This is a genomic window from Pseudomonas sp. SWRI92, assembly GCF_014268685.1.
Lineage (GTDB): Bacteria > Pseudomonadota > Gammaproteobacteria > Pseudomonadales > Pseudomonadaceae > Aquipseudomonas > Aquipseudomonas marvdashtae.
In genome coordinates, this window is the sequence record NZ_JABWQY010000001.1 from 147,286 (window position 1) to 169,934 (window position 22,649).

Below are 22,649 nucleotides of genomic sequence, written 5' to 3' on the forward strand. Positions count from 1 at the left end.
GAGGCAGGCTCCAACTCAGCCCCCAGGCAAGTCCTCAGCCATCAGCTGAAAAGCCCTGGGAGTAAACCCGAGCCGGTCCCGGGCATCCGAATGGTCGAACACCAAATCCTCATTCATTCGCCCCACCAGCGCGCTGGAAAGGTGTCGATAGCGAGGCAGCCAGCGCATGATCGAAACGCCCCGGCTCAACGCCTTGGCGGGCAGGCGCAATGTCCGTTCAGGGCGGCCCAGGGCCTGGAAAATGCGTTGCACCATCGTGTGATAAGACAGGACTTCTCCCCCCGAAAGGTCGTAGCCGCCACTGGGCAAGTCAGCTGTGCCGATGGCGGACAGGCACGCCTGGATCACGTCATCGCCATGCACCGGCTGACGCAGCCCGGTACCGCCACCGATCAGCGGAAAAAAACCGAAGCGTTGAATGAACCGCGCTATTTCAGAAATGTTCTTGTCGCGACCAAAGCCATAGATCATGGTTGGGCGCAGGATCACCCATTCGATTTGCCGTTCGATCGCCCACTGTTCGAGCTGCTCTTCGGCATGTATCAAGCGTTGCGCCACCTGTCTTTCGCGAATATCAGGTGATGCTTGCTTGGCAAAAAGGCTCGTGGACGACAGGACGACAACGCGTCTGATGCGGGTGCTGGCAAGGCGCCTTAAATAGTCGGCAAGCACCCAGATGGGCGCAAATGACAGGAAAATGTCCAGCTCCAGTGCGTGCCAGTCATCAGCCTTTCGCCACGTCACACCGGAGCAGGGCACCTTGGGTAGGCCTCGGGTGAAGGCGCTCGTTGTGTGACCGCTTTGGGCCAGCAACGGCAGGGCGCGCTCGCCCAGGAGGCTGGAACCGCCCAATATCCCTATCCGCAATTGAGGTCCCTTAGCGTAGATTCCATGTACCTTTGAGCCGCAGAGTCGCATGGCGAAGGACCATCAGGCTGAATCGAAACCAGACGCCGATCACCACGCTGATCCAGAGGACGGCAGGGTATTTGCGACGGAAGTACTTGCGATAGAAACGCAAGAATCCCAGGTGCTTGTGCCATTCGACGAAATACGGACGGTGCCGACTGCAAACCCCGAATACATGCATGACCCGGGCACCTGGCACGAACAGAACGCGCCATCCGGCCTGATGAAAGCGCATGCACCAGTCCAGGTCCTCGCAGTGAAGGAAATAGTTTTCGTCCCACAACCCGACGCTCTCGATGGCTTCGCGCTTGACCAGCATGCACGCCCCCGAGATGGCTTCAACGACAATGGGCGCGCTGGGCAGCGGCTCCTTGTGCAGCAGGAAATCCGACAACACCGACGGGAAAAAAGTTGAGAGCCGCGAAAGCCCGAAAGCCCGCATGAAGGCGCGCCTTGGCGTCGGAAACACCCGTCGTCCGCCGGCTTGCTCGCTGCCGTCCGGATTGCACAGGAACCCTCCGACCATGCCGATCTCCGGCGAGCTGCGCAGCGTCAGCAGCAACCGGCTTATCGCATCAGCGGCCAATACCGTGTCCGGGTTCAAGAAAAATAAATTGGGCGCCGCTGATAGGCGGGCTCCCTGGTTGCACGCCACGGCGAAGCCGAGGTTCGCGGCATTGCGTAGGATATCAAGCGAGTCGCCAGCCGCGTGGGTTCGTTCAAGCAGCTTCAGGCTGTCATCGCGAGAATCGTTGTCCACCACGATCACCCTGGACGCACCGGCGGCAAACGCCGACTCCACGCACTCCAGCAAGTATTCGCCAGCGTTGTAATTGACGATGATCACATCACACTCGCCACGTGGAGACGATGTGGCCAATTCATCAATAGCGAGCAGTTCCACTGCTTCCAACTTCGTCACTCCCTGTACGAACCTGAATACGTATGGGATCGCAACTACTCAGGCCTGTATCCACCATAGCAGGTCCTCGCCCGTCGACCAGTCCGGGCGCCGACGTGTGCTCCGTGGGCAGTCATGTAGTCACGTAGTCACGTAGCGCCGCTTTAACGCTCAATCAGCTCGCGAACGTGCTTGGCGATGGCCAGGCACGACGTCAGCCCAGGGGACTCGATGCCGAACAAGTTGATCAGCCCCGCAACGCCATGCTCGCGCGGGCTGCTGATCAGGAAATCGCAGGCAGGCTCGCCAGGCGCCGAGATCTTCGGGCGAATCCCGCTATAGCCCGGCTGCAGGCTGCCGTCCGGCAAGCCGGGCCAGTAATTGCGAATGGCGGAATAGAAGCCGTCTGCGCGAGCCGGATCGACCTGATAATCCTCGGTTTCGATCCATTCGGTGTCCGGGCCGAAGCGTGCCTGCCCGCCCAGATCGATGGTCATGTGCACCCCGAGGCCATCGGCTTCCGGTGCCGGGTAGATCAGGTGCGTGAAGGGCACAGGCTTTGACACGCTGAAGTAACTTCCCTTGCACAAATAGTCACGTGGCACCGTGTCGGGCGCCAATCCAACGATGCGCCGGGCCAATGCCGGGGCCTGCAGGCCAGCCGCATTGATCAGTCGGCGACAGGCGAGCGCCATGGGGGCCTCCCCACCGACGTCAAGCAGAAAACCGTCGGCCGTCACTTTTGCAGCGAGCAATGGGGCATGGAACGCGATGCTGGTGCCGGCTGCCTCGCAATCCCCTTGCAGCGACAACATCAGCGCATGGGAATCAACGATGCCAGTCGAAGGTGAATACAACGCAGCAATGCATTCAAGGGCCGGTTCCAAAGCGGTGGCGTGATGACGATCAAGCAGGCGCAGATCATCTACACCGTTCTCACGCCCTCGCTGGAGCAATACCTGGAGCTGGCCTACTTGCGCGTCAGTGTTGGCGACGATCAGTTTTCCTGTTCGACGCGTATTGACGCCGTGGCCGTCGCAATAGGCGTAGAGCGCATGCCTGCCCTCGACGCAGAGTCGGGCTTTCAAACTCTCGGGGAGATAATAGATCCCCGCATGGATGACCTCCGAGTTACGCGAGCTTATGCCAATACCGATGGCTTCTGCGGCTTCGACCACCAGCACTTCGTGGCCGGCCCGGGCCATTTCGCGCGCGACAGCAAGCCCCACCACGCCCGCACCCACCACGACGCAATCGATATCGACACTCACGTCACAGCTCCTATGAATGCTCACGCACTTAAGTACAAATAAAAATTGTGTTTGTGAAAAATTTATATTGATTTTTATTAGGTTGGTGCGGCTTTAGCATAAATCACCTACAAAAGAACGTTGGGCAACGCGTGCAATGCCCAATCCCACAACCCCATGAAAGCTGTATCGGAGTCCTGATGAGTCTTTCTCCTTTCCATCTCGCAATCCCGGTTTATGACCTCGCTGCAGCCCGCACCTTCTACGCAGAGGTCTTTGGCCTTTGCGAAGGGCGCTCCAGCAGCCAATGGGTCGATTTCGACTTCTACGGTCATCAATTGGTGATCCACGAACACCCGAAGACCGCTTCTCAAGACAGCGTCCACAGTAACCCGGTGGATGGTCACGACGTACCGGTCCCGCATTTCGGGATTGTTCTCGAGTGGGCGCAATGGGAGGCCCTGGCTGAGCGTCTCAGGTCCTTTGGTACCGAGTTTGTGATTGAGCCCTACATTCGATTCAAGGGGCAGGTCGGTGAACAAGCGACCATGTTCTTGTTCGACCCCTGCGGTAACGCGCTTGAGTTCAAGGCGTTCAAGGATATGCGTCAGCTTTTCGCGAAATAATACTGCCGACCTCGGGCTGCGCTTATCGTCTGGTTGCCGTGGGAGACGTCAAGGCTTCTTCAGACCCTGTTCGGTAATCAGTTGGACCAGCGCGTTTACCGGTTCGGTGAGGCTGCGGCGGGCACGGTGCACGAGGCCGATATCGCGGTGGAACGTGCGCTGTTTCAGGTCTACGGCGCGGACCGCTGCCGGCCATTCCTGGAGGGTGGCGGTTTCAGGCACCAGGGCCACGCCGACGCCGTTGGCCACCAGCTTGACGATCGCATCCAGCTCGTCGAGCTCGCACACTTCGTGCAATACGACGTGGGTTTGTCGCAAGAAACGGTCTACCTGTCGGCCGCCGAAAGAAGATCGGTCGTAACGAATGAATGGCTGGGTTGAAACCAGCTCCGACCAGTCATCGCCAGGCATATCGGCCGGGACGATGAGGCGATAGGGTTCACGTGTCAACGTTGTCCAGCGCAAGTCACTTTGAAGCGAGAAGGGCGGACGGATGATCGCTGCCATGTCGATTTCGCCGGCATCCACCTGATTGACCAGTTCCATGGAAAGACCCGGAATGACACGTGTCCTGCACTGCGCAAACTGCTGATGAAAATGAGCAATCGCTTGCGGTAGGAATGAGCGTTGCACAGAGGCAATCGCGCCAATCGTTACCAGGACGCTGGTGGGCAGCCCGACGTTTGTCGTGCCCAGATTCTGGAACTGACGGACCAGGTCCTGCCCTTGCAGCAGCACCTGTTGCCCCATTCGGTTGAGCTGGGCTGATCGTCCTTTACGGTCAAACAGCTCGACGCCGAGCTCCGCCTCAAGGCGTTGCATTTGCGCACTGACAGCGGCCTGGGTGAGCCCTATCTTGCTGCCGGCCGCGGCGAAGGTTCCCTCTCTCGCCACCGCAATGAATGTTTTCAGTTCTTTGATCATGGTCAAAGAGTAATGATGTTTCTACGGTGAATACATTTGTTTTTTTGTTGGCGGGTAGCGGATCGTAAAACTTGCATATCGTTATGCAGTAATCACTACAGTTGGTGTCGTTCTCGCGGAGCGAAGGTCCCGCTCAGGCCCATCTGTCAGGCTGTCATTGCCCGATTCGCGGCAATAATTTGCTCATGGGTAAACTGACTGCCCGGGGCCATGAAGCAGGCCAGGAGTGCGTCCCGGTTGTGTGGCGCTTTTATTTTATCCGCTGCACACAAGGCCAGTTTCAGTTCCGGCAGTGTCAGTTCGGTGCAGTACGCCGGCGTGCCCGGTTGCTGACGCCATGAGTCCTCAAGGGAGCCCGCGGCAAGCGCGGTGAAGCCGGTGTCCTCGACAAGACCCTGCGCTAATGCCTCAGCCTCGGTGTCATCCCCCGCTACGGGGATGGCGATACGTGTCGAAGACCCGGCGGGTTGGCCTTTGTCGGCAAGCGTTGCTGCGAGCACGGCGTTCCATGCCTTGACCACCGGGCGGCCGATCTGCTCGCTCACCCAGACGCTTTCGGGCTTGCCACTGTCAATGTCCTCAATCGCCCCGTCACGTCCCGGGTAGTAATTGGAGGTGTCGATGACGACGGCTTTCTCGGAAGCATCGCTCAGCGTTTGCCTGAGGTCGGGATATTTAGCGAATGGAACCGAGAGGATAACGGCGTCCACCTCAGACACCGCTTCTTCCCTGGTCACGGCGCGTACGCCAATTTCGTTGGCAAGGGCCTGAATACTCTGCGGCCCCCTCGAGTTCGCCAGTTTGACCTCATGACCGCACGCCGCAAGTTTACGGGCGAGGGTTGCCCCAATGTTGCCCGCGCCGATAATTCCGATTTTCATTTTAATGACCTCTTTACAGATAACAATTGTTGACCGTCACGCTGCCGGTGCTTTGTATTCCGCCAGCATTTTCAATACCTCATCGTGTGAACCGCTCGCTTCAGCAAACCGTAAAGGCTTGGCGCGTTCGACAACCAGTTCGCGCGGGGTAGGAGACAGCTTGAGCAGTTCGAAGATTTCATCCAGGAACTCCTCCAAAGGCATGGCATGTTCGTCGTTTTCCTGACCGAGCAAAGAGGTGCGCACACCCGGTGGCGCAAGCTCGATAACCTCGACTGACGAGGCTTGCAGCTGCACGCGAAGGCTTTGTGTGAATGAATGAACGGCCGCTTTGGTTGCGCTGTAGGTCGGTGTCGCCGGCAGTGGGACAAATGCCAACGCTGAGCTGACATTCACGATCGTGGCACTGGGCTGCTTGATCAGTTGGGGCGTGAAGGCATACACCATGCGAATCGTGCCAAGCAGGTTCGTTGCCACGATGTCTTCGGCTGTGCTCAGGTAGCCGGAGTCAGTCAAATCCTCCCAATGCATGATCCCGGCGTTGTTGACCAGGACGTTCAGATTCGGGTGGCTGACCGCAAGCGCTTCGCTGCTGCGCTGGATCGATTGTGGATCGCAGACGTCCAGCACTACCGATTCAATGCCTGGATGTTCCGAGACAATTTTGTCGAGCAAAGCCTTGCGCCGTCCCGCGATGATGACTGTGTTGCCCGCCTTGTGAAGCCTGAGCGCCAAGCCAAGGCCGATACCTGAGGTGCTGCCGGTAACCAGAATCGTATTGCCAGTGCCGTTCATAGTAAACTCCAATGAGATGCGGAAGCGGACATATGTCCGCTTCTTGAAAATTACCGGACAGCTGTCCGCTTTGCAATGCGCTCAAGGAAAAACTTTGCCCATGCCTGACGAATTGGTGATGCGTTCTGACGCCAGGAAAAACCGCGAACGGATACTGGAAGTCGCCGTGGTGGAGCTTACAAATGATCCTGCCGTTGCGCTGAGCACGATTGCCAAGAAAGCCGGAGTCGGACAGGGCACCTTCTATCGGCACTTCGCCACCAGGGAGAGCCTGGTATTCGAGGTGTATCAATTCGAAATGCAGCAGGTGGCCTCGTTGGCGGAACAGCTGCTCGCGACAAAACCGCCAAAAGAGGCGCTCCGAGAGTGGATGGACTGCCTCGTTGAATATGCGATGACCAAGGCGGGACTTGCGACCGCGATACGCCAGGCCGCTTCCGCTTACGAGTTCCCTGGAAAATCCGGCTACGCGCCAGTCCAGGCAGCAGCCGAATTGCTTTTGAGGGCTAACGAAAAGGCCGGAACGATTCGTAGCGGGGTCACTCACGACGACTTTTTCCTGGCCACTGCCGGAATTTGGCAAATAGACTCCCAGAGCGAATGGCGCCCACGTCTCGCCAGGTTGATGGACCTGGTGATGGATGGCTTATGCGCAGGCAGCCCCGAAAGCCTGAAGGCAAATGCAGTTGATGACGGTCCCTGCGGTCCAGCCTTGAACCAAACCTGAAAACCCCACCGGTCATCGCCGTGTTGAAACGCGATGACCGGAGTGTCGCACTGGTTACTTCTGCGCCAATAACGCCTTTCGTGCCGCCTTGTCGTGTTTCATGGCGGCGATTTCACGCTCGCAGGCCTCGACGTCAAAGGAGTTGTCCCACTTGGCAATGGCGATGGTGCCGATACCGTTACCGATCAAGTTCGTTACGGCTCGCGCTTCGTTCAGGAACCGGTCGATGCCCAGGAGCAAAACCAGGCCTACCAGAGGGATTGAGTGAATGGTTGTGAGCGTCGCAGCGAGCGTTACGAAACCCGCGCCTGCAACGCCAGCCGAGCCTTTTGAGGTCAGCAGGAACACGCCCAGCAGGATCATCTGATCCACGAATGTCAGCGGTGTGTTGGTCGCCTGGGCGATAAAGATGGCGGCCATCGTCAGATAGATGCAGGTGCCGTCCGCATTGAAGGTGTACCCGGTTGGCAACACCATGCCCACCACGGATTTTTTGCAGCCGAGTTTTTCAAGCTTGACCATCATTCTCGGCAGCACGGCTTCGGTGGAGCAGGTGCCAAGGGTGATGAGAATTTCATCCTTGAAATAACGAAGAAATTGCATCAGCGGCATGCCCGACCATCGAGCAACCGTGCCCAGCACGACGACGATGAAAAACAAGGTGGTGATGTAGAGCGCGACCAGCAACTGGCCGAGCGACAGCAAGGTCCCAATCCCGTATTTGCCGATGGTGAAAGCCATGCCGGCACCGGCACCAATCGGCGCCAGGCGCATGACCATTGCGACGATCTTGAACAGGCCTTGCAGGAACAGATCGATGGTGTTGATCAGCGGCTTGCTGGTTTCGCCCATTTGAACCAGGGCAACCCCCATCAGCACCGAAAGCAGGATGACCTGAAGCATGACGCCATTGGAGAATGCGCCGACGAAGGTCTGCGGGATGATGTTGAGGAAGAACTCAACGGTGCCGCCTTGCTCACTCGCGACTTGGCTGTATTTGCTGATGGCGCTGCCATCCAGCGCGCCAGCGTTGATGTTCATGCCCACGCCTGGCTTCACGAGATTGACCACGATAAGGCCGATGACCAGGGCGATGGTCGAAAGAATCTCGAAATAGATCAGCGCCTTTACGCCAATCCGTCCGACTTCCTTGATGCTGCCCATCTTCGCGATACCGACAACCACCGTGCCGAAAATAATCGGCGCCAACAGCATCTTGATCAGTTTGATGAAACCGTCGGCAAAGGGCTGGAGCTTGGCGCCAATATTGGGCATGAAGTAACCGATTGCTGCACCGATCACGATACCGATCAGCACTTGCACATATAGCTGGCTGTACCAGCGGGACTGGGAGATTTCCACGGGAGCACCTCATTTTATTTTTGTGATGGGCATGTGGCTTGGCGTCGAGGGGACACCGGGTGCTGCGGCCTCTTTCAAAGAGACCGCAGATCGGCGCTAGTCAGCCTTCGCCCAACTCACGCATGACGGCATACAAGGCGGATTTGGCTTCAAAGCCGACACCGGGAATATCCGGCAGGCCGACATAGCCGTTTTCCACACGAATGCCGTCAGCGAAGCCGCCAAAAGGCTGGAACACGTCGGGATACGATTCGTTGCCGCCCAAGTGCAGGCCCGCGGCGATGTTCAGGGACATCTGGTGCCCGCCGTGAGGCACTACGCGGCGCGAAGACCAGCCCATTTCCTCCATCACTTTCAGGGTGCGCATGTACTCCACGAGTCCGTAGGACAGGGCGCAGTCAAACTGGAGATAGTCGCGATCAGGGCGCATGCCGCCGTGGCGCAGCAGGTTGCGGGCGTCCTGGTGGGAGAACAGGTTTTCCCCGGTGGCCATGGGCAATTCATAGTGATTGGCGAGCTCGGCCTGAAGCGCGTAGTCCAGCGGATCGCCGACTTCTTCGTACCAGAAGAGGTTGTATTTCTTGATGGCTTCGGCGTAAGCGATGCCTGTTTGAAGGTCGAAGCGACCATTGGCATCGACCGCCAGTCGACGACCGTCCCCAACCACTTCGAGTACCGCTTCGATGCGCCGGATATCTTCATCCAGCGGCACCGCACCGATCTTCATCTTGACCACGTCGTAGCCACGATCCAGGTAGCTCTGCATTTCTGCCTTGAGCTTGGTCTGATCCTTGCCAGGGTAGTAGTAGCCGCCCGCTGCGTAGACCCAGACCTTGTCATCTGCCTCGCCGTTACGGTAACGGTCCGCCAGCAGGCGATAGAGCGGTTTGCCTTCGATCTTGGCCACGGCATCCCACACGGCCATGTCGATGGTGCCCACTGCGACCGAGCGCTCGCCATGGCCGCCTGGCTTTTCGTTGGTCATCAGGGTTTTCCAGATGGCGAACGGATCCAGGTTGTTGTTTTCGTGGTCGACCAGCGTATCCGGGTCAGCTTCGGTGATACGCGCCAGGAAGCGATCACGCATCAGCGCGCCTTGACCGTAGCGGCCGTTGGAGTTGAAGCCGTAGCCGATGACCGGCTTGCCGTCGCGAATCACGTCGGTGATGACAGCGACAACCGAGCAGGTCATTTTCGAGAAATCGATATAGGCGTTGGCAATGGGCGAGGCGATGGAAACGGTTTTTTCACGAATGTCTACGATCCGCATGGCGGGCTCCTCTTGTTGTTTGCAGCCCCACGTTATGCGTTGAGATGTCACCCGCCCAATGCTATTAATGCCGCACCCTATGCACAGGAGGCATGGCCCTTGGAACTGGTTTGGCTTGAAGACTTTTCAGCGCTTGCGGAGTACGGCAGCTTTGTTCGAGCGGCTGAGGCGCGGCACGTTACCCAGCCGGCATTCAGTCGCAGAGTTCGCTCGCTGGAGAGTTGGATGGGCGTGCAATTGTTCGTCCGTACGCCTCAAGGCGCGACGCTGACGGACGCAGGGCGGCAAATTCTGCCCAGTGCCCAGGAGGCGGCCAGGCGCTTGTACAGAATCCGCAGCGAGGCTCAAGAGATCGCCGGAATGACAGCGAGGTCGCTGCAATTCGCGGCCACCCATTCGTTGTCGTTTACGTTTTTTCCCAAGTGGCTTCGAAGCTCGGAGAACGGTGCGCCCATTGAGGCTGTGCAGCTGCATTCAGACAGCATGGCCGTCTGCGAGCAGATGCTGATCCATGGCCAGGTGCAGTTTCTGCTCTGCCATCGCCATCCCGACGTTCCGCCTCTGCTGGCCCCTGATCAGTTCGTCGGCAAGAAGGTCGGTGAAGACGTGCTCATCCCGCTAGCGAGTGCGTCCGCCCAATTCGGTACCTCGCCCGCGGCATTGCCCTACCTGGCCTACACCCACGAGTCTGGACTGGGACGTATCGTCGCCCATAGGCTGCGTGGTAAAGAAGATTACCTTCACCTCAAGCCCCTTTTCAGCAGCCACCTGGCAGCGGTGCTGATGTCCATGGCCCTGGAAAGCAAAGGCGTGGCCTGGTTACCCAAGAGCCTCACCGAACAAGAAATGCTCGACGGGCGCTTGGTCAGGGCGCTCGACGAAAGTTGGGACATACCGCTGGAAATTCATCTGACCCGTCCAACGGCACCGCTCAGTCAATCGGCCGAAGCATTCTGGGCCCGGGTGGGCACTTGAGGTTATTTGTAATGTTGTTCAAACACCGCCAATTGCTCGGGCTTGATCAACTGGAAGGGCACCCAGACGTCCGTTTCCACCGGTTCGCCCTTGATCATCTTGAGTGCTGATTGCACCGCGCTGGTCGCCTGGGCCTTGGGATCCTGGAAGACCGAGGCGACCAGCATCCCACGCTTGATCGCCGCCAGGCCGTCAGGCAAGCCGTCGATGCCGACAATCGCGACCTCGCCCTTGGCTTTGCCAGCCTGCTGCAAGGCCATGGCCGCACCAATGGCCATTTCGTCGTTGTTGGCGACGATGGCATCGAAACGACTGCCCGCCAGTAGCCAGTTGCTGGTCAAGTCCATGCCTTTGTTACGTTGCCATTCGGCGCTTTGCTGCTCGACGATCTTGATGCCGGGATAATCCTTGAGCACCTGTTTGACCCCTTCGGTACGGTCGTGGGTAGCGTTTTGCGCCAGGTCACCCATGATGATGGCAAGGTTGCCCTTGCCGCCGAGCCTTTCGGCCAGGTAACGCATTTGCAATTGCCCGGCCTCAATGTCATTGGAGGCCACGGTGACGACGCCTTTGGGCAAAGTGCGCTCGTCCGGGTGACGGTTGACGTAGACCAGCGGCGTCTTCGCTTCGACCGCGGCGCGGGTGATGTTGGCGGTGGCGGAGGTGTCCACCGGCAGGACAATAACGGCGTCGACTTTTTGATTGATAAAACCCTGGACCTGATTGAGCTGGCGTACCACGTCGCCCTGGGCGTCCTCGAACTGGATCTGCACGTTTTCCTTTTTCGCGGCCTCATCCAGGCCGTTACGCACGTAGGTCATGAAGTTGTCGTCGACCCTGGCGATGCTGACGCCGATGCGATAGTCGGCGGCGGCCCATTGGCTGAAGAGCGATAGCAGGGTGGCGAAAAGCAGTGTGCAACGACGCATGATGGTTTTCCTTTTGTTGTTATGAGTTGAAACGTCATCAAGAGCAGAAATTTGCCGCGTGTGCTGATTACATACGGGCCTCATCCATCAAGCGTGAAGGCCTGCCTGAAGCGCTCAAGCGCGACCTCGCTGTCACCGCTGGCCCAGCCTTCGAGGCCGACGACACCGCTGTATCCCATGCCAAACAAGGTCCTGGCAATGGCGGGGTAATGGATTTCGCCAGTGCCGGGTTCCATGCGACCCGGGACGTCGGCGACCTGGATTTCGCCGATGGCGCTGCCGGCGCGCTGGATCAGTTCGATCAGGTTTCCTTCGCCGATCTGTGCGTGATAGAGGTCCAGGTTCATCTTCAGGTGCGGGCTGCCCACAGCCTCGATCAGCGCCAGGGTCTCGTCAGCGCGGGCGAACGGTGTGCCGGGGTGGTCGACTTCGGTGTTGAGGTTTTCCAGCAGGAAGACCCGACCCGCGTCTTCGCCCAGGCGGGCGATTTTTTCCAGCGTCTTGCAGGCGTTCAACCACATGCGGCCGGTGGTCTGGGCCACGGGTTTGACCGGCAGGCCTTGACCATCCAGGCCGGTGCCATGCAGGTTCAGGCTTGGGCAACCCAATTGAGTGGCGACGGCCAAGGATTCCCTGGCGCTGTCGAGCAGTTGCCGGATGCCCTCGGGGTCGGTCAGGTTGCCCGCGATGTAGCCGGTCATGGAGGTGAAATCCGCGCCGGTCGCCACCAGGGCCTGGATGTCTTTGCTCGTCCAGTTCCATATCTCGACGCTGAAGCCCAGGCCGTGGATGCGCTTGACCCGTTCGACGAAGGGCAGGTCGAGGAAGACCATCTCGGCGCTGATCGCCAGTTTGAACGGTGTGAAACTCATGAGAGCGCTCCTTGCACACGCACCGTTTTGCCTTGTTGGAAGGACTCGATACAGGCACGGGCAATTGCCAATGCCGCTCGCGCGTCTTCACCGCTGGCCAATGGTTTTTCACCACTGCGAACGCAATGGACAAAGTGGTTGAGCTCGGCCACATAGGCATCCCGCAGCAAGTCAGTGTCCATGCGCTGGGTGTCGGCCTGGACGCCATTGGCCAGGTACCGCAGCAAATCAGAGTCGTTGACGTTGCCCATGGTCAACATGCCAGCGCTGCCGAACACTTCGCCACGAACATCGTAGCCATACACGGCCTGGAAATTGGCCTCGGCCGTGGCGATGGCGCCGTTGTCGAAACGGATCGTGACCACGGCGGTATCGAGAAAGCCTTTGTCCTTGTAGGCGGGTGCGATCAGGGCGTCGGCCATGACAAATACTTCAACCGCCTCGGCGCCCGGATTCAGGTAGCGCAGGGTGTCGAAGTCGTGGATCAGGGTTTCCAGGAAGATCACCCATTGCGGCGACGCCGCCGGATTGTTCAGCGCCGGGTCGCGGGTCAGCGAGCGCAGCAGTTGTGGCGTGCCGATCCGACCGTCAACCACGTCCAGATGAGCGGTGCGGAAGCTCCTGGCAAAGCGCCGGTTGAAGCCGACTTGCAGCGTCACCCGTGCATCGGCAGCGGCGGCGATGGCGCGGTCCGCTTCGTCCAGGGTGATGGCCATCGGTTTTTCACAGAACACACTTTTGCCAGCCCGGGCTGCACTGATCACCAGTTCAGCGTGGCTGCGCGCCGGGGCGGCAATCAGCACGGCGTCGATGTCCGGGTCATCAAGCAGTTGCTGTGGATCGGTATAGATCTTTTGTACACCCAACTCTGCCGCCAGGCGCGCGGCTTGGCCGCAGGTAGGGTCGGCGATGGCGGCGAGGCACGCGCCGGGAATGTGCCGGGCGGCGGTCAAACCGTGAAAACTGCCCATGCGGCCGGCACCGATGAGGCCCAGGCGAAGTGGGTTGGATGTGCTCATGAACTTGACTCCCTTTATTGTTTTTACGACTCGGCGGTATGAGTGTCCTCGTCTGTCCAGGCAAGGAGCAAGCGCTGTGCCAATAGTTAAGTGTTTGAAACGTAAGGTAATTTACGGTGATCGCGCTTGAGTCGATGTTCATTTGCATGACATGTCTATACTGACATGTCGAAATTATGGACATGGAGCCGGACAATGAACGATCAGCCCGCAGCATTGACCGCCGAAGACCGCGATTACCTCACCGCGCTTGGCCCAGCGTCCTTGAACGAGGGGCCAAGCACTGCGCTGGATGAGGCCTGGCGCGCGTGCCTGGCGGGTGAGATTCATCGGCCCGGCGGGATCAGGCGAGTGATTTGGGAGTCCTGGTTGCGCAGCGTCGGTGCCGGCCTGGATCCGGAAGACGGCGAGTATCGTTTTGTCGCGCCCGCCGCCCTGACCGCGACACTGGCCGCCAACCGGCTGCTGATCGCCGCGGCGGCGCAAGTCATGCGTGGTTTGCTTGCCTACAACCCCAGGGGGCATATCAACCTGACCGATGCCGAAGGCACCACGTTGTACTTCTGTGGCCTGGACCTCACTCCCATAGGCAGCCGACTGTTGGAATCAGTGCAGGGCACCAATTGCACCGGGCTGGCGATCCTCGAAGACCGTTTGGTCTACGTGCTGGCCGAGGAAAACTTCGGGCTTGGCCTGCGTCAGCGCCGCATGCATTGCGCCGCTGCGCCCATCCGCGATGCCCAGGGCCGGACGCTGGGTATGTTGACGTTGACGGCGGAGCCAGGCTGGTTTCATTTCCATACGCTGGGCACCGTCCAGGCCGCGGCCGAGGCGGTCTCCAGGCAAATGGCGCTGCAAGCCTTGCTGGAAGAACAACAAACAGTCCTCGAGGTACTCAACGAGGGCCTGGTGGTTTTGGATGAGCAAGGCCGCATCAAGGCGCTCAATCATTACGCCCGACAGCTGTTTCGCGTGGGCCATGACTTGCTCGGCAGCCCGTTCGAGAGCCTGGGCAAGAGTGAATTGACCGATGCAGTCCTGCTCGCAAGCGGGGAGACGGTGCGAGACTTGGATTGCACCATTGAACTGCATGACCGCAGCCATCTGGCCTGCCTGGTATCGGTCTGCCCGCTGGAGCAAGGCGGGCGGATCGTTTCGTTGCGCGAGAATCGACGCATTCGGGAAATCACCCGACGGATCATCGGCACCCAGGCCAGCTACACCTTTGAAACCATCCTCGGCCGTTCCCGGGCAATTCAAGATGCGATGCACCTGGCGCGGATTGCCAGCCGCAGTGATTCGACCACGCTGATCCTCGGCGAGAGCGGCACGGGCAAGGAGCTGTTCGCCCAGGCCATCCATAATGCCAGCGACCGTTGTGGCGGTCCTTTCGTGGCGGTGAACTGCGGCGCTATTCCCCGTGACCTGGTGCAGAGCGAACTGTTCGGTCATGTCGAAGGTGCGTTCACCGGATCGGCTCGCGGTGGGTCGGCGGGCAAATTCGAATTGGCCGATGGCGGGACGATCTTTCTCGACGAAATCGGCGACATGTCTTTTGATGCGCAGGTCAGCTTGCTGCGTGTCCTGCAGGAAGGCGAGGTGACACGGGTGGGGGCGAAAAAATCGCTGCGGGTCAACGTGCGCATCATCGCCGCCACCCACCGCAACCTCAGCCAAGCGGTGGCCGAGGGTGCTTTTCGCGAGGACCTTTACTACCGCCTCAACGTACTGAACCTGACGGTGCCGCCACTGCGGATGCGCCGCGACGATGTGCCGTTGCTGGCGCGGCATTTTCTCGCCCGTTGTGCCCGGTCGCTACGCAAGTCGATGCAGGACCTCTCTTCGGAAGCGCTGGACATGCTCAGCAGCTATCACTGGCCGGGCAATGTCCGTGAGCTGGAAAATGTCATTGAGCGGGCGACCAACCTGGCGATGGGCGAACTGATCCTGCCGGGCGATCTTACGCTGGAGATCAGGCAGCGAGGGCGGCCATCGACGGCGTGGGGCAGCGTCCCTGAGCCTCGGGCGGCTGCGGACCTCGGCACCCATGAAATGAACGCAATCATCGCCGCTCTGAAGGACAGCCGCGGGAACATCCGCCTGGCGGCTCAGCGGTTGAATGTGTCACGTGGCGGGCTGTACAACAAAATGAGTCGATTCGGATTGAAGGTTGATGCGTTCCGTTCAAAGTCAGACTGAACGTCATCCAGATTGCTCGATTCCTCGCGCAACCCGTTTGACCGCGTGAACTTACCTGACGCCGGGGACCGACGGGAGCAGGAATTCAAGCGCCTCGTCAACTAACCGCTCCGGCACCTGCTCTGCAATGTAATGCCCTGACTGCAACGCTTTTCCTCGCACGTCAGTGGCCACTTTTTGCCATTCGCCGAGCGGATCGAAGCAATGGCCCACGGCGCCGTCAGCCCCCCATAACGCAAGCAATGGCGTTGAAAGTTTCTTCCCGGCTTGCAGATCGCTCTTGTCATGCTCCAAATCGATACTGGCACTGGCTCGGTAATCTTCACACACACCATGGGCGGCGCCAGGAAGTGCCAGGCATCGCAGATATTCAGCGAACGCTGAGTCGGTAAAAGGCGCCATGCCAGCGCTGCGAGCGCCCATGACGCTGCGCAGATACAGCTCTGGATCAGCCTCGATGAGCGTCTCGGGGAAGGGCGCGGGGCGAATCAAGAAAAACCAGTGCCAATAGGCCCGGGCGAAAGCTTCGTTGGTCTGTTCATACATCGCCAGCGTTGGAGCGATATCCAGGGTGATCAACCGCTTCACTGCGTCTGGATGGTCCATCGCCATGCGAAAGGCCACCCGAGCACCTCTGTCGTGAGCCATTACGTCGAACTTTACGAATCCCAGTTCGCGCATGAGACCCAACCCGTCCAGGGCCATCTGCCGCTTGGAGTAGGTGAGGTGCTCGGCGTCGCTTGCCGGTTTGTCGCTATCGCCGTAGCCGCGAAGATCCGCCGCGACCACGGTGAAATACTTCGCCAGGGGCTCGGCGACCTTGTGCCACATGACGTGAGTCTGCGGGTGCCCGTGAAGCAGTAGCAAGCCATGGCCGCTTCCACCTTTGCGGTAGTTGACGGTTATACCGTTGACTTGGCATCGGCCCGATTCAAATGAGGCAAACATCGCGTGGCGCTCCTTCTGATTGTTGCGCCTATTTTAGAGCGAACGATCCTTCCTGCCAGGGCGCAGCGTGTGAGCGCTTTCTTCACGGATCGTGTGCAACCGCGCTGACGTCGGAGCAACCGCGCGGGGGTGTGGCAGGCGTGGCACAGCTGTCGCGGCAAATGCGACAACTGTCGCATGCCGATGCAACCCGTAACCTGGCTTGAAAGCCCCGTAAAACGGGACCTGCAACGATTTTTAAAACGGTGGCATGGGGGTTGCTCCTCTTCTGCTGCGCAGCGCAATGGCTTCGCTACTAATAAGAATCAGGAGTTCCCCCATGACACAGATTGGCCTCGCCGTGCCTACTGCTTCTCGGAGCGCGCCCCTTCGTGTTCCGCTCAAGACGCTATTTGTCGTGCTGGCGCTGACTCTCAATGCCGCGCCGGGCTGGGCCCAGGATATGCCAGCGAATGTCGACGGCAAGCGCATCATCGCCGCCGATCAGGAGCCCGGTAACTGGATGAGCACCGGCCGCACCTACGACGAGCAGCGCTACAGCCCATTGAAGAAAATCAGCGACCAGAACGTCGGCCAGCTGGGGCTCGCCTGGAGCTACAAGCTGGACCTGGATCGGGGCGTCGAAGCCACGCCTATCGTGGTCGACGGCGTGATGTACACCACCGGCCCGTTCTCCGTGGTCTACGCCCTGGACGCACGCGACGGCAAGCTGATCTGGAAGTACGACCCCAAGTCCGACCGCAACCGCGCCGGCGAGGCGTGCTGCGATGCGGTCAACCGTGGCGTCGCGGTGTGGAAGGGCAAGGTCTACGTGGGTGTGCTCGATGGTCGCCTGGAGGCCATCGATGCGAAGACCGGCCAGCGCGCCTGGTCGGTGGACACCCGGGCCGATCACACGCGCAGCTACACCATCACCGGTGCCCCTCGCGTGGTCAACGGCAAGGTGGTGATCGGCAACGGTGGTGCCGAGTTCGGCGTACGCGGTTATGTCACCGCCTACGACGCCGAAACCGGCAAGCAGGCCTGGCGTTTCTTCACGGTGCCGGGTGACCCCAAGCTGCCGCCGGAAGACAAGGCCATGGCCATCGCCGCCAAGACTTGGCACGGCGATGCCTACGTTGCTCAAGGCGGTGGCGGCACGGCCTGGGACTCCTTCGCGTTCGATCCGGATTTGAACCTGCTGTACATCGGCGTGGGCAATGGCTCGTTGTGGGACCCGAAATGGCGCAGCCAGGCCAAGGGCGACAACCTGTTCCTGTCCTCGATTGTCGCGGTCAATGCCGACACGGGCGAGTACGCCTGGCACTACCAGACCACGCCCGGAGACGCCTGGGACTACACCGCCACCCAGCACATGATCCTGGCGGACCTGCCGATCGATGGAAAGCCGCGCAAGGTGCTGATGCAGGCGCCGAAAAACGGGTTTTTCTACGTGATCGACCGCGCCACGGGTGAGCTGCTGTCGGCCAAGGGCATCGTTCCGCAAAGCTGGACCAAGGGCATGGACATGAAGACCGGGCGGCCCATCGTCGATGACGAGAACGCCGCGTACTGGAAGGACGGCAAGCGCAAGTTGGTCACGCCCGCGTTCTGGGGCGCCCACGACTGGCAGCCGATGTCCTACAACCCGAACACCGGCCTGGTGTACATCCCGGCGCACATCATGTCCGCCTATTACGAACACATCCCCGAGGCGCCCAAGCGCAACCCGTTCAAGAGCATGTACCAACTGGGCCTGCGCACCGGGATGATGCCCGAGGACGCCGATGGGTTGCTGGAAATGGCCAAGGGCTGGTCGGGCAAACTCATCGCCTGGGACCCGGTCAAGCAGCAACCGGCCTGGGAAGTGCCCTACGTGACGATCTTCAACGGCGGCACCTTGAGCACCGCCGGCAACCTGGTGTTCGAGGGCAGCGCCGATGGCCGGGTAATCGCCTATGCCGCCGATACCGGCAAGAAACTCTGGGAGCAGCCAGCGGCCAGTGGTGTCATGGCTGCGCCGATTACCTACAGCGTGGATGGTGAGCAATACGTCACCTTCATGGCCGGTTGGGGCGGTGCCTTCTCGACGTTCGCGGGTGCCTTGTCCTTGCGCGCCGGGGTCCGGCCGTTTTCCCAGGTGTTGACCTACAAACTGGGCGGCACCGCCAAGCTCAACGAGCCGGCACCGCTTGCCGACACCCCGAAACCGCCGCCATTGACCGGTGACACCGCCGCGGTGGACGCCGGCGGCAAACTTTATGACGGCTATTGCTCGCAGTGCCACGGCATCCATGCGGTCAGCGGCGGCGTGCTGCCGGACCTGCGCAAGCTGACGCCGGAAAAACACCAGATGTTCCTCGGCATTCTCTTCGGTGGCCGAGTGCCCGACGGCATGCCGTCCTTTGCCGACGCCTTCACGCCGGCACAGGTGGAGCAGATCCATCAATACCTGATCAAGCGCGCCCACGACCTGCAGCAGGAAGGCGGCGTCTGGAAAACCTTCACCGCCAAATGAACGCCCGGTGATGCAGGGGCGGGGCGCCTCTGCATCGTTTTCGACACTGTCCGCGAGAGCAAGCACATGACCGAAATCATCGATTACCAGAACTTCATCGCCAACGCCTTCGTTCCCGGCGACCCCAGCATCGAAGTGCGCAACCCGGCCAACGACCGACTGTTGGCGCGGGTGCCCGAAGCCATTGGCGAGCACGTTGAAGCGGCTATCGCCGCGGCGCGCAAGGCGCAGAGAAGCTGGGCGGCCCGACCGGCCATCGAACGCGCCGGCTACCTGCGCAAGATCGCCAGCAAAGTGCGCGACAACGCCGAACGACTCGCCCACATCATTACCGCCGAGCAAGGCAAGGTGCTGGGGCTGGCGCGGGTGGAGGTCAACTTCACCGCCGATTACCTGGATTACATGGCCGAATGGGCACGGCGTCTCGAAGGTGAGGTGCTGACCAGCGACCGCGTCGGCGAAAGCATCTTCCTGCTGCGCAAACCCCTGGGTGTGGTGGCCGGCATCTTGCCGTGGAACTTCCCGTTCTTCCTGATCGCTCGCAAAATGGCGCCAGCCTTGGTGACCGGCAACACCATCGTGATCAAGCCCAGTGAAGAAACCCCGATCAATTGCTTCGAGTTCGCCCGCCTGGTGGCCGAGACCGACCTGCCGGCCGGGGTGTTCAACGTGGTCAGCGGCACGGGGGCGACAGTGGGGCATCAGCTGACCAGCCATGCCGGCATTGATCTGATCAGCTTTACCGGCAGCGTCGGCACTGGCTCGCGGATCATGGCCGCGGCGGCGCCGAACATCACCAAGCTCAACCTGGAACTGGGGGGCAAGGCGCCGGCTATCGTGCTCGCGGACGCCGACCTGGAGCTGGCGGTCAAGGCCGTCACCGCGTCACGGGTGATCAACACCGGGCAAGTCTGCAACTGCGCCGAGCGGGTGTACGTCGAACGCAAGGTCGCCGATCAGTTCATCGAGCAGATTGCCGCGTCGATGGCCGCTACCCGGTACGGCGACCCGCTGGCCGAAGACGATCTGGACATGGGGCCGCTGATCAATCAGGCCGCGCTGGACAAGGTCGCGCAGATGGTCAAGAGCGCCACGGGGCAGGGCGCCGAAGTGGTGACTGGCGGCGCCGTGGCCGACAAGGGCCAGGGTTTCCATTACCAGCCAACCGTTCTGGCCGGCTGTGGCAGCGACATGGCGATCATGCGCCAGGAGATCTTTGGCCCGGTGTTGCCGATCCAGATCGTCGAAGACCTGGACGAAGCCATCGCCCTGGCCAACGACAGCGAATACGGCCTGACTTCATCGATCTACACCCGCAGCCTGAGCGCGGCCATGCGCGCCAGTCATGAACTGGATTTTGGCGAAACCTACATCAATCGCGAGAACTTCGAAGCGATGCAGGGCTTCCATGCGGGGACGCGCAAATCCGGCATTGGCGGCGCGGACGGCAAGCACGGCTTGTATGAATACACCCACACCCACGTGGTCTACATTCAGATCTGATCGCTGGTCCGTGCGCAGAGAAATGCCGGCACCCGTGAGGGCGCCGGCATTTTTATTGGTGCGGACGTGGTATCAGGGCTGGTCGTTGGGCGCGACGACGCCGTGCTTTTTCATCTTGCGATACAGCGTCGAGCGCGAGATGCCCAGGTCCGTCGCGGCGGCGCTGATGTTCCAGCGATGCCGGCGCAGAGTGCCCAGCAAGTGGCGGGACTCTTCGCCGCCCAGTTGTTCTTCCAGATTGCCGGCCTGCGGCTTAACGCCGGTAGCCAGTGGCAGCCCCTGCGGTGTCAGCAATTCGCAGGGCAGGCAGTCCAGATCGATCACGCCGCCTTCGGCCAGGGCCACCGCGTAGCGCAGGCTGTTGAGCAGCTGGCGAATGTTGCCGGGCCATGGGTAATCGAACAGGCATCGGCGGGCATCGGCGTCCAGCCGCAACCCGCGGGCGTCGGTCTGGGCTGCGAGCAGCGTGTCGATCAGCTCGGCTCGGTCACTGCGCTCGCGCAACGCCGGCAGCGCGAGGTTCATGCCGGCGAGGCGATAAAACAAGTCTTCGCGAAAGCGCTTCTCGCCGATCATGCTGTGCAGATCCTGATGGGTGGCCGAGATCACTTGGACGTCCAGCATCACCGGCGCCTCGGCCCCCAGTGGCGAAATTTCTCGTTCTGCCAGCACGCGTAGCAAGCGGGTTTGCAGGTGGGCGGGCATGTCGCCGATCTCATCGAGAAAGAGGGTGCCGCCGTTTGCCAGTTCCAGCTTGCCTTTCATGCCCTTTCGGTTGGCGCCGGTGAAGCTGCCGGCGCGATAGCCGAACAGTTCGCTCTCGATCAACGTCTCCGGGATAGCCGCGCAGTTCAGCGCAACGAAAGGTCCGGCGCGACGACTGCTGGCATGGTGAATGGCACGGGCAAAGGCCTCCTTGCCGGTGCCGGTCTCGCCGGTGATCAGGATCGCAATGCCCTTGTCGATCACCTTGCGCACGCGCCGCACGTTCTGTTGCAGCCTGGCATCGCTACCTGCGAGTTGCTGCAGATCCGGGTGAGCCTGGAGGGCGGGGCGGGCGACGGGCAGCGGGCGGTGCTGTTCGGAGGGGATACGCAGGCCGACGTCCAGCAAGGCCTCATCACGCAGGCCACGCAAGCGCACCCCCTGGGCGCCACCCTTGGTCAGCTGGAGCAGTTCGTCCACCGTGGTTGGGAGCAGGCTGTCGATGCGAGCGCCGAGCAATCTGGGATTGTCGGCCAGATCCAAGGCGACAAACGCGGCACGGTTGGCCCCGATGATGCGACCGCTTTCATCCAAAGCGAGCAGTTGCTCGTTGGCCAGGTCGGCGATTTCATCGATGGGTTTGAGGGACAGGGTCAGGCGGTCGCGGTAGCTCTGGCGAAAGTGTGCGTTCTCGATCAGGCGGGCGTACATGATCACCAGTTGCAACGTGAGGTACTGGCTTTCCCGAGGACCCTCGTTGTTCATGCAGGTCGCATTCAGGCAACCGCGCAACAAGCCTTGCGCGTCGAAGATCGGCGCCACCGAGCAGCTCAGGCGGAAGTTGGACGCCAGGAAGTGCTCTTCCCGGTGAATGATCAGCGGTTGCGCCGCCGCCAGGGTCGTGCCGATGCCGTTGGTGCCGACCTCCGACTCGTCCCACCGCGCGCCCACCACCAGCCCGGATCGGGTGTAGGCATCGTGCTGGCTGGGCAGCCGGGAATCCAGGGTGATGCCGTGCTCATCGCTCAGCAGCACGGCAAAACCGGCGGGCACCACGCGCCGGGCCAGGCCGTTCACGCCCTGGCTGGCAATGGAAAGATATTGCTGATGCTGTTCCTGGTGACGACGGATGTCCTCGGCGCCAAGGATATTCTTGCGGCTCGCCGCGCCCGGATCCAGCCGGTGCTGCACGACGCTGCGGTACCAGGACTGTGCAATGACCCCATCGGGCCTGAGGCCGCGCCCGGAAAAATGGTCGTTGACGAACGCCGCGAGTTCGCTGGGGATCGTCTGCGTGTCATGCAGGGTCATGAAAGGCTCCATCAGCGGTGAAGCCCAAGAGGCTTCACTGGGATCT

The 22,649-nt window shown here is 60.5% G+C and carries 19 protein-coding genes; 6 read left to right on the forward strand and 13 right to left on the reverse strand.

Annotated elements, in window-relative coordinates; translation table 11 throughout:
- Positions 1 to 15 precede the first annotated feature (15 nt).
- The 3 genes from HU762_RS00565 to HU762_RS00575 form a co-directional block, all read right to left on the reverse strand.
- Complete coding sequence (locus tag HU762_RS00565; protein ID WP_186631447.1) at positions 16 to 852, reverse strand: NAD-dependent epimerase/dehydratase family protein; 837 nt, start codon at positions 850 to 852, stop codon at positions 16 to 18.
- A 25-nt stretch (positions 853 to 877) separates the two neighbouring features.
- Positions 878 to 1,831, reverse strand: coding sequence for a glycosyltransferase family 2 protein (locus HU762_RS00570; protein ID WP_346656813.1), 954 nt, complete (start codon positions 1,829 to 1,831; stop codon positions 878 to 880).
- Positions 1,832 to 1,974: 143 nt separating this feature from the next.
- On the reverse strand, positions 1,975 to 3,081 hold the full coding sequence (locus HU762_RS00575) for an FAD-dependent oxidoreductase (RefSeq protein WP_186631453.1): 1,107 nt from the start codon (positions 3,079 to 3,081) through the stop codon (positions 1,975 to 1,977).
- Positions 3,082 to 3,260: 179 nt separating this feature from the next.
- On the opposite strand from HU762_RS00575, the gene HU762_RS00580 reads away from it, so the two are divergent.
- The gene (locus HU762_RS00580) at positions 3,261 to 3,686 is read left to right on the forward strand and encodes a VOC family protein (protein WP_186631456.1); all 426 of its coding nucleotides are present in this window, start codon (positions 3,261 to 3,263) and stop codon (positions 3,684 to 3,686) included.
- A 48-nt stretch (positions 3,687 to 3,734) separates the two neighbouring features.
- On the opposite strand, the gene HU762_RS00585 is transcribed toward HU762_RS00580, so the two are convergent.
- The 3 genes from HU762_RS00585 to HU762_RS00595 form a co-directional block, all read right to left on the reverse strand.
- Positions 3,735 to 4,610, reverse strand: a complete 876-nt coding sequence (locus HU762_RS00585) for a LysR family transcriptional regulator (RefSeq protein WP_186631459.1) — start codon at positions 4,608 to 4,610, stop codon at positions 3,735 to 3,737.
- 146 nt (positions 4,611 to 4,756) lie between these two features.
- Positions 4,757 to 5,497 carry an NAD(P)-binding domain-containing protein gene (locus tag HU762_RS00590; RefSeq protein ID WP_346656822.1) on the reverse strand — a complete coding sequence of 247 codons (741 nt, stop codon included), beginning with the start codon at positions 5,495 to 5,497 and terminating at the stop codon, positions 4,757 to 4,759.
- A gap of 30 nt (positions 5,498 to 5,527) precedes the next feature.
- Entirely contained in the window at positions 5,528 to 6,286 is a 759-nt protein-coding gene (locus HU762_RS00595) for an SDR family oxidoreductase (protein WP_186631462.1), read from the reverse strand.
- Positions 6,287 to 6,386: 100 nt separating this feature from the next.
- Between HU762_RS00595 and HU762_RS00600 the strand changes: the two genes are divergently transcribed.
- Positions 6,387 to 7,013, forward strand: a complete 627-nt coding sequence (locus tag HU762_RS00600; RefSeq protein WP_186631465.1) for a TetR/AcrR family transcriptional regulator — start codon at positions 6,387 to 6,389, stop codon at positions 7,011 to 7,013.
- A gap of 54 nt (positions 7,014 to 7,067) precedes the next feature.
- Here HU762_RS00600 and dctA read toward each other — a convergent pair whose 3' ends face one another.
- Both dctA and HU762_RS00610 read right to left on the reverse strand, forming a co-directional pair.
- Positions 7,068 to 8,375, reverse strand: a complete 1,308-nt coding sequence (dctA, locus tag HU762_RS00605; protein WP_186631468.1) for a C4-dicarboxylate transporter DctA — start codon at positions 8,373 to 8,375, stop codon at positions 7,068 to 7,070.
- Positions 8,376 to 8,475: 100 nt separating this feature from the next.
- Positions 8,476 to 9,645, reverse strand: coding sequence for a mandelate racemase/muconate lactonizing enzyme family protein (locus HU762_RS00610; RefSeq protein WP_186631471.1), 1,170 nt, complete (start codon positions 9,643 to 9,645; stop codon positions 8,476 to 8,478).
- A 99-nt stretch (positions 9,646 to 9,744) separates the two neighbouring features.
- Between HU762_RS00610 and HU762_RS00615 the strand changes: the two genes are divergently transcribed.
- Positions 9,745 to 10,620, forward strand: coding sequence for a LysR family transcriptional regulator (locus HU762_RS00615; RefSeq protein ID WP_186631474.1), 876 nt, complete (start codon positions 9,745 to 9,747; stop codon positions 10,618 to 10,620).
- Positions 10,621 to 10,622: 2 nt separating this feature from the next.
- Here HU762_RS00615 and HU762_RS00620 read toward each other — a convergent pair whose 3' ends face one another.
- The 3 genes from HU762_RS00620 to HU762_RS00630 form a co-directional block, all read right to left on the reverse strand.
- Positions 10,623 to 11,549 (reverse strand): sugar ABC transporter substrate-binding protein, encoded by a 927-nt coding sequence (locus HU762_RS00620; RefSeq protein WP_186608871.1) that lies wholly within the window; start codon positions 11,547 to 11,549, stop codon positions 10,623 to 10,625.
- A gap of 80 nt (positions 11,550 to 11,629) precedes the next feature.
- Positions 11,630 to 12,421, reverse strand: coding sequence for a TIM barrel protein (locus tag HU762_RS00625; protein WP_186631477.1), 792 nt, complete (start codon positions 12,419 to 12,421; stop codon positions 11,630 to 11,632).
- Complete coding sequence (locus HU762_RS00630; RefSeq protein WP_186631479.1) at positions 12,418 to 13,440, reverse strand: Gfo/Idh/MocA family oxidoreductase; 1,023 nt, start codon at positions 13,438 to 13,440, stop codon at positions 12,418 to 12,420. The genes HU762_RS00625 and HU762_RS00630 overlap by 4 nt, the downstream gene beginning before the upstream one ends.
- Before the next feature lie 195 nt (positions 13,441 to 13,635).
- Here HU762_RS00630 and HU762_RS00635 point away from each other — a divergent pair, with 195 nt between their 5' ends.
- Positions 13,636 to 15,639, forward strand: a complete 2,004-nt coding sequence (locus HU762_RS00635; RefSeq protein WP_186631482.1) for a sigma 54-interacting transcriptional regulator — start codon at positions 13,636 to 13,638, stop codon at positions 15,637 to 15,639.
- Positions 15,640 to 15,690: 51 nt separating this feature from the next.
- Here the strand turns inward: HU762_RS00635 and HU762_RS00640 are convergent, their stop codons facing one another.
- Entirely contained in the window at positions 15,691 to 16,587 is an 897-nt protein-coding gene (locus tag HU762_RS00640; protein ID WP_186631485.1) for an alpha/beta hydrolase, read from the reverse strand.
- A 319-nt stretch (positions 16,588 to 16,906) separates the two neighbouring features.
- On the opposite strand from HU762_RS00640, the gene HU762_RS00645 reads away from it, so the two are divergent.
- Both HU762_RS00645 and aldA read left to right on the forward strand, forming a co-directional pair.
- Positions 16,907 to 19,084, forward strand: coding sequence for a PQQ-dependent dehydrogenase, methanol/ethanol family (locus HU762_RS00645; RefSeq protein ID WP_186631488.1), 2,178 nt, complete (start codon positions 16,907 to 16,909; stop codon positions 19,082 to 19,084).
- A 66-nt stretch (positions 19,085 to 19,150) separates the two neighbouring features.
- Positions 19,151 to 20,587, forward strand: coding sequence for an aldehyde dehydrogenase (aldA, locus tag HU762_RS00650; RefSeq protein WP_186631491.1), 1,437 nt, complete (start codon positions 19,151 to 19,153; stop codon positions 20,585 to 20,587).
- 72 nt (positions 20,588 to 20,659) lie between these two features.
- Here the strand turns inward: aldA and HU762_RS00655 are convergent, their stop codons facing one another.
- On the reverse strand, positions 20,660 to 22,603 hold the full coding sequence (locus tag HU762_RS00655) for a sigma-54-dependent Fis family transcriptional regulator (RefSeq protein WP_186631494.1): 1,944 nt from the start codon (positions 22,601 to 22,603) through the stop codon (positions 20,660 to 20,662).
- Positions 22,604 to 22,649: the final 46 nt, after the last annotated feature.